The sequence below is a fragment of the Burkholderia sp. Ax-1719 genome (assembly GCF_011753055.1).
Lineage (GTDB): Bacteria > Pseudomonadota > Gammaproteobacteria > Burkholderiales > Burkholderiaceae > Paraburkholderia.
The window spans coordinates 78,207-91,428 of sequence record NZ_VWWJ01000013.1 but is presented as its reverse complement, the minus strand read 5'-3'; the positions used below and the strand labels follow the sequence as shown (position 1 = coordinate 91,428).

General features: G+C 63.8%; 8 protein-coding genes. 3 read left to right on the top strand and 5 right to left on the bottom strand.

Features of this window, described 5'->3' with window-relative positions:
* Positions 1-652: 652 nt before the first annotated feature.
* The 3 genes from F3J17_RS21965 to mnmC all read right to left on the bottom strand — a co-directional run bounded on the left by F3J17_RS21965 (position 653) and on the right by mnmC (position 6,039).
* Positions 653-1,768: a YbdK family carboxylate-amine ligase gene (locus F3J17_RS21965; RefSeq protein ID WP_167063633.1), complete on the bottom strand. Its 1,116-nt coding sequence runs from the start codon at positions 1,766-1,768 to the stop codon at positions 653-655.
* A gap of 94 nt (positions 1,769-1,862) precedes the next feature.
* On the bottom strand, positions 1,863-3,068 hold the full coding sequence (locus tag F3J17_RS21960; protein WP_167063630.1) for a cation:proton antiporter: 1,206 nt from the start codon (positions 3,066-3,068) through the stop codon (positions 1,863-1,865).
* A gap of 994 nt (positions 3,069-4,062) precedes the next feature.
* Positions 4,063-6,039 carry a bifunctional tRNA (5-methylaminomethyl-2-thiouridine)(34)-methyltransferase MnmD/FAD-dependent 5-carboxymethylaminomethyl-2-thiouridine(34) oxidoreductase MnmC gene (gene mnmC, locus F3J17_RS21955; RefSeq protein ID WP_167063627.1) on the bottom strand — a complete coding sequence of 659 codons (1,977 nt, stop codon included), beginning with the start codon at positions 6,037-6,039 and terminating at the stop codon, positions 4,063-4,065.
* Between the two features lie 412 nt (positions 6,040-6,451).
* On the opposite strand from mnmC, the gene F3J17_RS21950 reads away from it, so the two are divergent.
* Positions 6,452-6,730: an HU family DNA-binding protein gene (locus tag F3J17_RS21950; protein WP_027815965.1), complete on the top strand. Its 279-nt coding sequence runs from the start codon at positions 6,452-6,454 to the stop codon at positions 6,728-6,730.
* Between the two features lie 118 nt (positions 6,731-6,848).
* Here the strand turns inward: F3J17_RS21950 and F3J17_RS21945 are convergent, their stop codons facing one another.
* Together F3J17_RS21945 and F3J17_RS21940 are read right to left on the bottom strand one after the other, a co-directional pair.
* Complete coding sequence (locus F3J17_RS21945; RefSeq protein WP_167063624.1) at positions 6,849-8,219, bottom strand: GTP-binding protein; 1,371 nt, start codon at positions 8,217-8,219, stop codon at positions 6,849-6,851.
* A gap of 164 nt (positions 8,220-8,383) precedes the next feature.
* A complete protein-coding gene (locus F3J17_RS21940; protein WP_240161113.1) occupies positions 8,384-8,788 on the bottom strand; it encodes a lytic transglycosylase domain-containing protein in 405 nt (134 codons plus the stop codon).
* Positions 8,789-9,379: 591 nt separating this feature from the next.
* Between F3J17_RS21940 and gspD the strand changes: the two genes are divergently transcribed.
* Both gspD and gspE read left to right on the top strand, forming a co-directional pair.
* On the top strand, positions 9,380-11,737 hold the full coding sequence (gspD, locus tag F3J17_RS21935; protein WP_167063617.1) for a type II secretion system secretin GspD: 2,358 nt from the start codon (positions 9,380-9,382) through the stop codon (positions 11,735-11,737).
* Positions 11,734-13,218 carry a type II secretion system ATPase GspE gene (gene gspE / locus F3J17_RS21930; RefSeq protein ID WP_167063614.1) on the top strand — a complete coding sequence of 495 codons (1,485 nt, stop codon included), beginning with the start codon at positions 11,734-11,736 and terminating at the stop codon, positions 13,216-13,218. The genes gspD and gspE overlap by 4 nt, the downstream gene beginning before the upstream one ends.
* Positions 13,219-13,222: the final 4 nt, after the last annotated feature.

The following is a 13,222-nucleotide window of genomic DNA, read 5'->3' as shown; positions in this document are numbered from 1 at the left end:
AAAATTCCTGCTTCGCTCGCGCCGAAAACTGCCACAAACGCGGACTGCGACACGTAGGGCGAACAGTCATTTTTTCTCGCCTGGCAGGCCCGGTGCTTCCTTCGTAACCCCGTGCCTGCGCAGCAAACCGACATTCTATGCGAGAGTAGCAAATCGCACAGCTAACTTATCAAACGTGAATTGTGGATAACCCGTTGGTAAGTGCGCGAATGGTATGTGGACAGCTTCTTGACGATGCGCAATCTTCACGAAATCCTCATGCAGCCTGACGCGCATTTTGGCCTGCCAGGCAAGCGCGACCGACTCCTGAAAGCACAACGCAGGCCCTTGAGTTTTCAGGCATTTCAGCGGTTACCCACAGGTGTGCGCGGCCCCTGCTGCACACTATTGCCCATATCCGAGCAAAGATCAAAAAAATAAGAACCCCCTGGTATCTTGCCTGGGGCAAAAAAAACTTTGGGCGGCTCGCGCAAAACTGCATTGCGGGCTTCAGGAGGGCTTAAAGCGGGGTTTCGACAGCGCTTTCCCGCGATAAACACGCTCGCGACAAACAAAGAGGGCAGCCTCTGGCTGCCCTCTTTCACGGCTTTCGCACCGCAAATGCGCGGCTCGCGTAGTCGCGATGCTCAGCGCCCAAGCGGCGCACAAGCTGTCATGCGCGCCAGCGCAGACACTGCTGCCGCACCGCTTCGTGCAGCGATTTTTCGTCCGCGACCACGCTGCGCAGCCAGCTCGCGTCGTTGTTCTGCGAGCGCGCGATCGTGCCGATTTCGCTCAGCGCCCGCGTGGAACCCAGCACCTCGCCGTGCGGCGCGATTTTTTCAAGCGTGGCAAGAATGTCCTCGGAAATCGTGCGGCGCTCGCCGGTCTGCGGATCGACCACGGTGCCTGCCAGGCCAAAACGGCAGGCCTGGAAGCGGTTGAACGTGTAGACGAGGTAATCGTCCTCAAGCGGCTGGATCGGCCGGTCGATGAGCAGATGGCGCGCGAGCGTCTGGATATAGCAGGCGATCGCCGCGGCGCGCTCGACCGAAAGCGGCGTATCCATCACGCGTACTTCGATCGTGCCGAAACCGGGCTTCGGGCGGATGTCCCAGTAAAAGTCCTTCATGCTGTTGACGACGCCCGTATGGACCATCTTCGAGAAGTATTCCTTGAACTCCTCCCAGCTCAGCACGAACGGCGCGCGGCCCGACAGCGGGAACGCGAACACGGAATTTAGTCGTGCCGAATGAAATCCGGTGTCCACGCCCTGCACATAGGGCGACGATGCCGACAGCGCAATGAAATGAGGAATGAAGCGCGACAGCGAATGCAGCAAAAAGAGCGCGCTATCCGCATCCGGGCAGCCGATGTGCACGTGCTGGCCAAACACCGTGAACTGCTTGGCGAGATAACCGTACAGCTCCGAAAGGTACTGAAAGCGCGGTGTATCGACGATGCGCCGGTCGCTCCATTGCTGGAACGCATGCGTCCCTCCGCCGCACAGGCCGACGTTCAGACGGTCCGCCGCCGACACCAGCACATCGCGGATCTTGCGCAGATCGGCCACGGCCTGTTCGTGATGCGTGCAGATGCCGGTGGACAGTTCGATCATGCTTTCGGTGATTTCAGGCGTGATATTGCCGGGAATCTCCTGGTCCTTGATGAGGCGCATGAGATCGCTGCCCGCCTTGGTCAGATCGTAATCGTGCGTGTTGACGATCTGCATTTCGAGCTCGACGCCGAAGGTGAACGGCTTCGAATCGACAAAAGTTTCCAGTGACATGTCGTCCCCTCATTCGGCCGCGCCACGCGAGGCCAGCAGCGGCCGGCCGCGCGCGTGGCGGGCGGTGTTTCATGGCGGCACTCGGCCGCCGCGTTCATTCTTCGCCGCGTTCGCCAACCAGCGCCAGCGCGCGATACACGAGCCACGGACCGAGCAGCTGCAACACCACGATGGCACACATCATGATCGCGCGCAGACCCGGATCGAAGTTCGGATACAGATCGTAGGTGTCCTCCATGAGCAGCAGCGCCAGCGCCGACATCGGCGTCAGCGCCACGCCGAGCGCCACACCCTGCTTGAGTTCGAGCCCGCTCGGCCTGGCGAAGATCAGCACGCCGACGAGCTTCGCCACCAGCCGCGCGAGGATCAGCCCCGCTGCCGCCAGACCGCCGACGAGGATGTAGTGCCACTCGAACGTCGTCATGGTCAGCACGAACAGGATCACCGTGAGCAGCCATCCGGCCGTGCCGAAGTGCTGCGGCCAGAGCTGCGGGCGCACTTCCAGATTCTTCACGATGATGCCCGCGGCCAGCAGGCTCAGGATGGTCGACAGCTTGAGCAGATGCGCCACGGCGATCGCCAGCAGCACGAGACCGAACAGCGCCACGAACGAGTGCTCGTCCTGCGGGCTCAGACGCCGGTAGAACAAGGTGCAGGCGCGCGCGAGCACATAGGCAACCACGATAGAGCCGACCAGCAGATACAGCGGCTGCAGGATGGTGGCAAACACGTTGCCGTAGATTTCCTGATGCAGCCAGCTGGACGCGAGCTTTTCGATCACCACGGCGTACATGCTGTTGAGCGCCGTCAGCGTGATGAGACGCTGCGTGACCTGCCCTTCGGCGCGCAACTCGGTCTTGAGCTGGATGACCATGGCCGGAGACGTGGCCATGGAGATCGAAGCGACCACGATGGCGACCATCGCGGGCACCGACAGAAACAGCAGGACCCCGAGCACCAGTACGAACGTAAGCGAAGCTTCGGCGAGGCTCGACAGGATCAGCCAGGGATTACGGCGGATCCAGCGCAGATCGAGCCGGCTGCCGAGTTCGAACAGCAGCAGCCCAAGCGCGACGTCCAGCACCGGCCGGGCGGCATTGGCGGTGTCGATGTCGATGACGCCGAAGCCCGCCGAACCGGCAATCAGGCCAATGATCGCGTAGCCCGAAATGCGCGGCAGACGCCATGCGCGATAGCAGAGTTCGCCGCACAGACCGGCGGCGAGCAGCGCAAGGCCGGCCCAGAAAATACCGTCTGGCTGCAGCGGCCACGCGGGAAAGAACGAAAACGCCGACTTCATCGTGAAGGCTTCTCCTTGGCAACACCTTCGTGCAGGGGACCGGATGAGGCATTCAAGGCCCGCTCCGGCCGGCAGAAGACAAGTCCAGCTGTCCGACGTACGAGTACCGCTACGGCCCGGCTCATGGGCAAGCCGCGTGCCTCGCAGACATAACACATGCGTGGCGGATATGCGGCGAGCCGGGCGCGACGCTGTCTGCGGTATCCCGGCAGTATCCGCCGCCGACGCGCAAGCCCGCAGCCAGGGCTGGCAGCAGTCGACGTGCGGCGAAGGCACGGCTAATCACAGCGGGGAAACTCGCACCGGTGCCGCTTGCGCGGCGAACAGCCGGTCCAGGCGCGTTCTTGTCGAATGTCAGCGCCCGGGATGGGTGAACGAACGCTGCCGGCTGTCCTGAGCACTGAGATCCAGTTCAGGCGGCATCCGTTCCGTGGACGCGTCAGCCATTGGGTATCGCTTGTCTGGCGGACGACGCGGAAAAGAACGGCGATTGTGCCATAGCTTTTTTGCAATTGTCCCACTTGAACCGATGAAGCCAGGCGTTGCCGGTAATTGCGCCCGTTTTCGCTGACGATGTGGAAAAAATGACCGTTGCTACGTGAGTGGTGAGTGTGTATGGCCAAAACAGCGCGACAGCGCTCTCCAGCGTTTTCCTGCCGGGAGCGATAGCGCCAGCTTCAGGTTTACGGTTTACCGTATGTATACGTAGTAGAAGTTAACAAGGGCGGCACTTTCCTGTGGATAACCCCTGTATACGTATGTGAATCATCAGCTTGGCGATCGCACAACCCGTCGCACAGTGTGTGGTGTGTTGCCTGGCAATCAAGAATAACTTTTTCGGGGCGCAAAGCAGGTCGCGAGTTATCCCGTTTACGCCCACAACGCGCCCACACCAAACTTGTCCACAACTCACGCAGTTATCCACATGGGTACGAGGATAACTGTATTGGTGGCGTTGTAAGGTTTGCTGTAAGGTTCGTGCCGCAGGGTGCGGTTAGAGACTGCGCTGGCGCAGGGCGCGCTGCAGGAAACGGGCCGGATCGATCTGTTCAGCGAGTTCGCGCTCGATCGGCCAGGGCTCGCCTTCGAGCTGCGAGGCGATCAGCTCCGCGCCCAGCGAGGCCCACACCAGCCCGCGCGAGCCGAATGCGAACGCGCCAAAGAGTCCGGGCGCGCGCGGCAGATCCTGCGGCCACGCGCCCGAGAGACGCTGGGCGTCACGGCGGGCGGCGTCCTCGTCGCCGAGCTGGCCGAGCATCGGCATGCGATCGCTCGTCACGCAGCGCAGCGCCACGCGGCCGCGCCAGCCGGTTTGGGGTTCGCGCGACTGCGCCAGTTCCGGCAGCATCAACGCGACGCGTTCGAGGTTCTCTACGTGGCCCGGCGCGCGCAGGTCGAGATTCGTATCGTCGACTTCGTAGGTTGCGCCTGCGAGCGTCACGCCGCCGTCGAGCGGCACCGCGTAGCCGTCGCCGATCACGGGCACGCGCAGCGCCGCGAGCGGGCTGTCGTCGATCAGCGTGAGCTGGCCGCGCACGCTGCGCGTGGGCGCGAAGTCGAGCGCCGCGGCGCGCGCGGCGTCGTGTGCATTGGCGAAGATCACCGCGCCCGCCTGCGCGATCAATGCTCCGTCATCGTCAAATACCTGCCACGACTCGCCCGCCCGCGCGATGCGCCCGACCTGCACGCCATAGCGCACGTCCACCTGCGCGCCGCTGTACGCGCTGGCCGCAGCGATCTGCGCCCGGCACAGCGAGGCCGGGTCGATTGCGCCGCCGCGCGGATACAGCCAGCCGCCCTGAGCGAGCGCAACGCCCGCAATTCGCTGGGCTTCTTCGCGATCGACAGCGCGTACGAATTCATCGGGATAACCAAACGATGCGAGCGCTTGCGCCACGGCGCGCGATTCATCGTCGGTGGCCAGGTGCAGCAGTCCGGCATGACTGCGCGTGGGCGCGTGACCCAGCGCATCGAGTGCGGCCCAGCGGCGCAGCGCGTAAAGAAAACCCGCGCGCGTGATGCGCGAAGCGTTGCTGTCATCGCGCGAAATCAGCGGATGGAACACGCCAGCGGGATTGCCTGACGCCTCGCACGCGGGCGCGGGATGGCGTTCCAGCAAGCTGACGCGCCAGCCGCGCGCGGCCAGCCGCTCGACCAGCGCACTACCCGCGAGTCCCGCGCCGATCACCACGGCGTGCCGTTCGGTAAGCGTCATCGGTAGCGGCGGCTCGTAGCGGCGCACGCGCCAGCGCGGCGCGAAGCGTCCGGTCAGCATCGCCCATTTGCCGCCGAAGCCAGGCGTCTTGCGAAACTCGAAACCCTGCTGTTCGAGCGCGCGCTTGACGTCGCCCGCGCTGCTCCAGGTGGCGAAGGTCGCCTCCTCGCCCGCGACGCGCGCGAGCGCCTTGAAGATGGACGGCGACCAGAGTTCGGGATTTTTCGCGGGCGCGAATCCATCGAGGTAAATCGCGTCGGCGCGTAACCACATTTTGGGAAGCGCTTCGACGGCGTCGCCAAACACCAGCGTGAGCGTCACGCGTCCGCCCTCGAATTCCAGCCGATGGGTGCCCGGCACCAGCATCGGCCAGGCGTCGACCAGTTCGCGCGCAAGCGTCGCAAGCTCGCCGTTGGGCGCGTGGGCGACGACTGTGTCGAGCACGGCGCGCAGGTCCTCGCGCGCAAACGGATGCTTTTCTACCGAGACAAAATGCAGGCGCTCGCAACGAGCAGGGTCCTCGCGCCACGCGTTCCAGGTCGCGAGGAAATTCACGCCCATGCCGAAACCGGTTTCCAGCACGGTAAAAATGCGCCGGTTTTGCCAGCGCTGCGGCAGGCCGTTGCCTTTTAGAAAGACGAAATCGGACTGCGCAAAAGCGCCCGAAGGACTGTGATAGACGTCGCCGAAATGCGGCGAAAACGGCGTGCCATCTTCGCGAAAGGCGAGCGTGGCGGGAATCAGGGTGGCGGTCATGACTAACGCGAGGGCCGGGAAAGTGGGGAAATGCCCGTGGGGTCTGGGTTTGCGGCCGCAAAGCGTTGGCGGAAAGCAACGCGCGACAGTGAAATCGATGCGCGCCGACTGCGTTTTGCGCGCGGCGCACATCAAAAACGCGAGCACGCGCAGAAAAACCCGCGCGGACCCCTCGAAATCTTCGAAACCCTTGTCGTTATTGGGTTTGCGCTGCGCTATCATAGCAAGCGCCGCCCAGGGAAGCGGCAGCACGGACGTCGCGGGAAGGTGCTGGCTCTGTTTAGCGCTTCACGCCGCGACGCAAATCCCCGGGGTGCTCCGGGTCCGCGCTGCTCGACGGCGCGGCACGCGTCCGTATAATCGGCGCGTTCGCGCTGTTCGTGTCAACCTAAACACAGAAAGGAATATCTCAATGAATAAACAGGAACTGATCGACGCCGTCGCAGCACAGACGGGCGCTAGCAAGGCTCAAACCGGTGAAACGCTGGATACGCTCCTCGAAGTGGTCAAGAAGGCCGTGTCGAAAGGCGACGCTGTCCAGCTGATCGGCTTCGGCAGCTTCGGCTCGGGCAAGCGCGCGGCACGTACGGGCCGTAACCCGAAGACCGGCGAGACCATCAAGATTCCGGCAGCCAAGACCGTCAAGTTCACGGCTGGCAAGGCGTTCAAGGACGCCGTCAACAAGCGTTAAAGCAAGTCAAAGCAATACCGCTTTAAGTTGACACCCGCCCCTGGCGGGTTTTTTTTCGCCTGCAGTTTGCCGCTCGATGCAAAAAAGCCGCCTTTTCAGGCGGCTTTTTCATCGTCGATCAGTCGTGACGATGGACGATTTCGCCTTCGCCATCGTGGTCATGATCGTCTTCGTCGTCGAAATCCCATTGCGGGAATGGGTCGGCGTAGGCCTGCCAGGCGTCGGGGCCGGCAGCGAATTCGGCATCCGTGACGAGGCAGGCGTCGAGCTTCGCGCGCCACGCCGCATGATCCAGATTCACACCGATCATCACCAGTTCCTGACGACGATCGCCGATGCGCGTGTCATTGGCGTCGCCAAACCAGTCGCGGGCGATTTCCTGTTCCAGCTCGGCGTCCTGCGGCCATTCCTCGCGTGGCTGCGCGGCCCACCAGGTGCCCGCCGGGCCGTGGCGGCACACGCCGCCTGCCTGCGAGAGCTGACCGGCCACATCGTTGCGCGTGGCGAGCCAGAAAAAACCTTTCGAGCGCAGCACGCCGGTCCATTCCTGATTGAGCAGCGCCCACAGACGCTCGGGATGGAAGGGTTTGCGTGCGCGATAGACGAAGTTGCCGATGCCGTAGGTATCCGCTTCGCTGCGATGCTGATGATCCGGATGGCTGCAATGCGCGCCGCAGGCGTCGTCGCCGTGAGCGTGGTCGTGTCCATGCACGTGGTCATGGTCATGCGCGTGTTCGTCTTCGTGCAGCGATGCCAGCCAGCCAGGCGCGCTTGCGGCCGCATCGAAATCGAAGCGCCCCGTGTTGAGCACGGCGTCGAGCGGCACCTCGCCAAAGCGGCTCACCACCTGCACCGCGCGCGGATTGATGCGCGCAAGAATCTGCTGCAGTTGCGCGAGGTCGTCGGCGCTGACGAGATCGGCCTTGTTGAGCACCAGCACGTCGCAGAACTCCACCTGCTCGATCAGCAATTCGACGATGGTGCGGTCGTCGCCCTCGCCCACGGTCATGCCGCGCTCGGCGAGCGGATCGGCGCTGGCGTAGTCGCGCAGGAAATTGAAGGCGTCCACCACGGTGACCATGGTGTCCAGGCGCGCGAGATCGGCCAGCGAAGCGCCGTCTTCGTCGGTGAACGTGAAGGTTTCGGCCACCGGCATGGGTTCGGCCACGCCGGTCGATTCGATCAGGATGGCGTCGAAACGCTGGCCCGCCTGGGCCGGATCGGCCAGACGGCGGATTTCGGTGAGCAGGTCGTCGCGCAGCGTGCAGCAGATGCAGCCGTTGGACAGTTCGACGAGTCGCTCTTCGACGCGCGCGAGCGCGGAGGCGTCACGCACGAGCGCCGCGTCGATATTGACGGCGGCCAGGTCGTTGACGATCACGGCTACGCGCAGACCGGCGCGGTTCGCGAGGACGTGACTGAGCAATGTGGTCTTGCCCGCGCCCAGAAAGCCGGAGAGCACGGTGACGGGCAGTGGCGTCGGGTTCATCGCAGTGTGCAGTAAGAAAACAGGAGGAAAAAGCGGCAGAAAACCGGGTCACACAGGCGACCCGGAAGACGCAAACCTGCATTTTGCACCATGCGCGGGCGCCACGCTGACAGCGTTAGCCGTCTGGCCAGGTCAACCGGCGCGCAATGCCTTGCGCGGGCCCGTCAGGGCATCAGCTTCCATTTACGCAGGATGGCGGCGATCTGCTGGGCGTACTGATCGCGCAGCGTGGGCGTTTCGGAGTGGTATGCGCCCACCGCTGCCCAGGTGTTGCCGTATTTGTTCATCTTCTGGCGCAGATGCCAGGCGGCAATATAGACGTTCTTGCACGGCTCCATCAGCGTGCTTTGCGAGATGCCGTACTGGGCGAGCGCGGGCAGATGAATCGAATTGATCTGCATCACGCCGTAATCGGTCGAACCGTTCGCATTCCTGTGCAGTGCGTCAGGCGTGTTGTGCGACTCCTGCCAGGCAATCGCGCGCAGGATCAGCGGATTGACCTTCTGGTAGTGCGCGGCCTCGTCGAAACAATCGGCGCGCGCCGGCGTACTTGCCACAGCGGCAAGCATGACGAAAGCGGAGATCGTGGCGGACGCAACCTTTTTCATTGCAACGTCGAGTGGAGTGCGAAACAGTCCTGGCGAGGATCGATACGGGTATTGCCTGATCCGTACCGGATCCTTGCGGTATCGGGAAAACCCGCGTCTTTCAGGCGCAACGTGCGCGCAAGCCGTGAATCCACAGGCATCGCGCCGCCCGTATGATACCGGCAGTCCATGACGCTTCAAACTGCCCGAACGGCTGATACGCGAAGCCCATCGGACGGCGCAACGTCGCCGGGGCACGTCCTTGATGCGCGTCGATCCTTACAAATTCCTTTTGCGGCGTCCAAAGCTTTAGAAGAAATCCCCAGACGTTTTGCCTTTGTGACAAATTCGACACGAAAAACTGCTACTGTTGCTCTTTTTGGTGAGCATCGGTTGCCGGGGGAGGAGCGTCGGCAGTCTGCGGCGGTTGGGAGGCCGGCGGGTGCGTTGCATGCATCCAGCGGGTCGTTCGCACGGGCACGATGCGCACTGAGCACGATAAGTACGGATAAGTACGACTGGCCGGCGGTGTCCGCTGCCGGCTTCGACAAGACACCCATGAGAAGAAATCGTATGGCTTTGCGTCGCCTCGCCACGGCGCTGCTCGTGAGCGGACTGATGACGGCGCAGCTCGCGCATGCCCAGGTCACCCTCAACTTCGTCAACGCCGATATCGATCAGGTCGCGAAGGCCATCGGCGCGGCCACCGGCAAAACGATCATCGTCGATCCGCGCGTGAAGGGGCAGCTCAATCTCGTCTCCGAGAACCCCGTTCCCGAGGATCAGGCGCTCAAGACGCTGCAATCGGCGCTGCGCATGCAGGGTTTCTCGCTGGTTCAGGATCACGGCGTCCTCAAGGTGGTGCCCGAGGCCGACGCCAAGCTCCAGGGTGTGCCCACCTATGTAGGCAACGCGCCCGGCGCGCGTGGCGACCAGGTCATCACCCAGGTATTCCAGCTGCGCAATGAGTCGGCCAACAATCTGTTGCCGGTGCTGCGTCCGCTCATTTCGCCGAACAACACCATCGCGGCCTATCCGGGCAACAACGCGCTCGTCGTGACCGATTACGCCGACAACGTGCGGCGTATCGCGGCGATCATCGCGGGCGTGGATACGGCAGCCGGCCAGCAGGTGCAGGTCGTGCCGCTGCGCAACGCCAATGCGCTCGACATCGCGCCCACGCTGCAGAAAATGCTCGATCCGGGCGCGATCGGCGGCTCCGATCCCACGCTCAAGGTCACGGTGCTGGCCGATTCGCGCACCAACTCGATCATGCTGCGCGCCTCGAATGCGCAGCGTCTCGCAGCGGCCAGACAGCTTGCGAAAGAGCTGGACGCGCCCACCAGCATGCCGGGCAATATGCACGTGGTGTCGCTGCGCAACGCCGACGCTGTGCAACTGGCCAAGACCCTGCGCGGCATGATGGGCAAGGGCGGCAACGATTCGTCGTCGTCCGGCGGCAATGCGAATTCGTTCAACCAGAACAGCAACGGCAATGGCGGCGGCGGTATCGGCGGCAGCAACTCGACCGGTATGTCGGGCACGCCGCCGTTGCCCAGCTCGCTGGGCGGCAGCGGCTCGTCGAACAATCCGATGTCGGGCGGCTCGTCCTCCGGCGGCAACAGCGACTTCCTCGGCGACAACGGCAAGGACAAGAGCGACGACAACGCGTCGGGCGGCGGCATGATCCAGGCCGATGCGGCCACCAATTCGCTCATCATTACCGCGCCGGATCCTCTCTACCGCAACCTGCGCACCGTGATCGACCAGCTCGACGCGCGCCGCGCCCAGGTCTATATCGAAGCGCTGATCGTCGAGCTGAACTCGAACACCAACGCCAATCTGGGCATCCAGTGGCAGATCGGCAGCGGCAATGTGCTGGCTGGCACCAACCTGTCGACCGGCAGCAGCAACAGCATCATCAACCTGACGGCCAACGCGGTGACGGGCGGCGGTCTCGTGAGTTCGCTGGCAGGCCTCCAGCAGGGCCTGAACGTGGGCTGGGTGCACAACCTGTTCGGCGTGCAGGGACTGGGCGCGCTGCTGCAGGCGCTGTCGCAGACTTCGGACGCCAATGTGCTGTCCACGCCTAACCTGATCACGCTCGACAACCAGGAAGCGAAGATCGTGGTGGGCACCAACGTGCCGATCCAGACCGGTTCGTATTCGAACCTCACGAGCGGATCCACGAGTTCGGCGTTCAACACCTATGACCGCGTCGATGTCGGTCTGACGCTGCACATCAAGCCGCAGATCACCGAAGGCGGCGTGCTCAAGCTTCAGCTTTACACCGAAGATTCGGCGATCGTGAACGGCACGACCAGTGTGGCGACCAATCCGGCCGGCCCGGATTTCACCAAGCGTTCGATCCAGTCGACCGTGCTGGCCGATAACGGCGAAATCATCGTGCTCGGCGGCCTGATGCAGGACAACTACCAGGTCAGCAACAGCAAGGTGCCGCTGCTCGGCGATATTCCGTGGATCGGCCAGCTGTTCCGTTCGGAAAACAAGACGCGTCAGAAGACCAATCTGATGGTGTTCCTGCGCCCCGTGATCATCAGCGACCGCGATACGGCGCAGGCCGTGACGTCGAACCGCTACGACTACATCCAGGGCGTGACGGGCGCGTACAAGACCGACAACAACCTGATGCGCGACAAGGACGATCCGGTCGTGCCGCCGATGCCGCTTGGCCCGGCCGAAGGTGGTTCCGCAGTGAATCTGTTCGACCTCGACCGCATGCGGCGCGATCAGATCGTGCGCTCGCTGCCGGCCAATGCTACGCAGCCTGCACCGGTCCAGACCGCGCCCGTGCAGACCGCGCCGGTGCAAACGTCGCCCGTGCCAGTGCAAGGCGCGCCGTTGCAGGTCGCGCCTGCCGACCCGACGCAGCAACAACCCCTCACGACCTCGCCGAGGGTGCAGCCTTGAGCACCGCAGAAACACCGCGCCAGTCCTTAACGGCGCCCTCGCCGCTGGCCGCACGGCTCGTGCCGTACGGCTTCGCGCGCAGCGGTCAGATTCTGGTCGCGCAGCAACACGCCGACGGGCTCGAAGTGTGGATCAGCGATCGCACCTCGCAGGCGGCGATCGCGGAAGTCGCCCGCAATTTCGGCGCATTGACGCTCGTGCGCGTGGCCGCCGACGAGCTGGTCCAGGCGATCAACCAGGCCTACGCGCGCCAGGACGGCAGCGCGGCGCAGGTGGTGGGTGAAGTGGAAGGCGAAGTCGATCTTTCGCGCCTCATGCAGGACATTCCCGAAGTGGAAGACCTGCTGGAGTCCGAAGACGACGCACCGATCATCCGCATGATCAACGCGCTGCTCACGCAGGCGGCGCGCGAGCAGGCTTCGGATATTCACATCGAGCCGTTCGAAAACGCCTCCGTCGTGCGCTTTCGTGTCGATGGCACGTTGCGCGACGTGGTGCGCCCGAAGAAGGCGCTGCATGGCGCGCTGATCTCGCGTATCAAGATCATGGCGCAGCTCGACATCGCCGAAAAACGTCTGCCGCAGGACGGCCGCATCACGCTGCGCGTGGGCGGACGGCCGGTGGACGTGCGCGTCTCCACCCTGCCGACCGGCCATGGCGAGCGCGCCGTGCTGCGTCTGCTGGAAAAGGACGCGCAGCGCCTGAATCTGGAAGCGCTCGGCATGGCGTCCGATACGCTCGGCCAGTTCGACCAGCTGATCGCCAGGCCGCACGGCATCGTGCTCGTGACCGGCCCGACCGGCTCCGGCAAGACGACCACGCTGTATGCGTCAATGTCGCGGCTGGAAACCGCCACGACCAACATCATGACCGTGGAAGACCCGATCGAGTACGACCTCTCGGGCATCGGTCAGACCCAGGTGAACGAGCGCATCGGCATGACCTTCGCGCGGGCGCTGCGCTCGATCCTGCGCCAGGATCCGGACATCATCATGATCGGCGAAATCCGCGATCTGGAGACCGCGCAGATTGCCGTGCAGGCCTCGCTCACGGGCCACCTCGTGCTCGCCACGCTGCACACCAACGATGCGGCTTCCGCCGTCACGCGTCTGACCGATATGGGTGTCGAGCCGTATCTGCTGGCGTCGTCGCTGCTGGGCGTGCTGGCGCAGCGTCTGGTGCGCCAGTTGTGTCCGCACTGCAAGGAAGCGCGCGTGGAAGAAGACGGCCGCACGCGCTATCACCCGGTGGGCTGCGAGCGTTGTGGCAACTCGGGCTACTCGGGCCGACGCGGCGTGTATGAACTGCTGGTGATGGACGAGCCGATCCGCGCCCTGATCCACCGCAACGCCGCCGATGCCGAAATCTTCGCCGCCAGCCGCGCGCAAGGCATGCGCACGCTGCGCGAAGACGGCGAGCGCTGGCTCGACGCGGGCAGGACTTCGCTTGAAGAAGTGCTGCGCGTGACAGGCGGCGCTTAAGGCG

What these genes read in the sequence shown, in the direction of transcription:
- gspD (WP_167063617.1), top strand. Translation starts at nt 9,380, where the DNA reads ATGGCTTTGCGTCGCCTCGCCACGGCGCTGCTCGTGAGCGGACTGATG.
- mnmC (WP_167063627.1), bottom strand. Translation starts at nt 6,039, where the DNA reads ATGACCGCCACCCTGATTCCCGCCACGCTCGCCTTTCGCGAAGATGGC.
- F3J17_RS21960 (WP_167063630.1), bottom strand. Translation starts at nt 3,068, where the DNA reads ATGAAGTCGGCGTTTTCGTTCTTTCCCGCGTGGCCGCTGCAGCCAGAC.
- F3J17_RS21940 (WP_240161113.1), bottom strand. Translation starts at nt 8,788, where the DNA reads ATGCTTGCCGCTGTGGCAAGTACGCCGGCGCGCGCCGATTGTTTCGAC.
- F3J17_RS21965 (WP_167063633.1), bottom strand. Translation starts at nt 1,768, where the DNA reads ATGTCACTGGAAACTTTTGTCGATTCGAAGCCGTTCACCTTCGGCGTC.
- F3J17_RS21950 (WP_027815965.1), top strand. Translation starts at nt 6,452, where the DNA reads ATGAATAAACAGGAACTGATCGACGCCGTCGCAGCACAGACGGGCGCT.
- F3J17_RS21945 (WP_167063624.1), bottom strand. Translation starts at nt 8,219, where the DNA reads ATGAACCCGACGCCACTGCCCGTCACCGTGCTCTCCGGCTTTCTGGGC.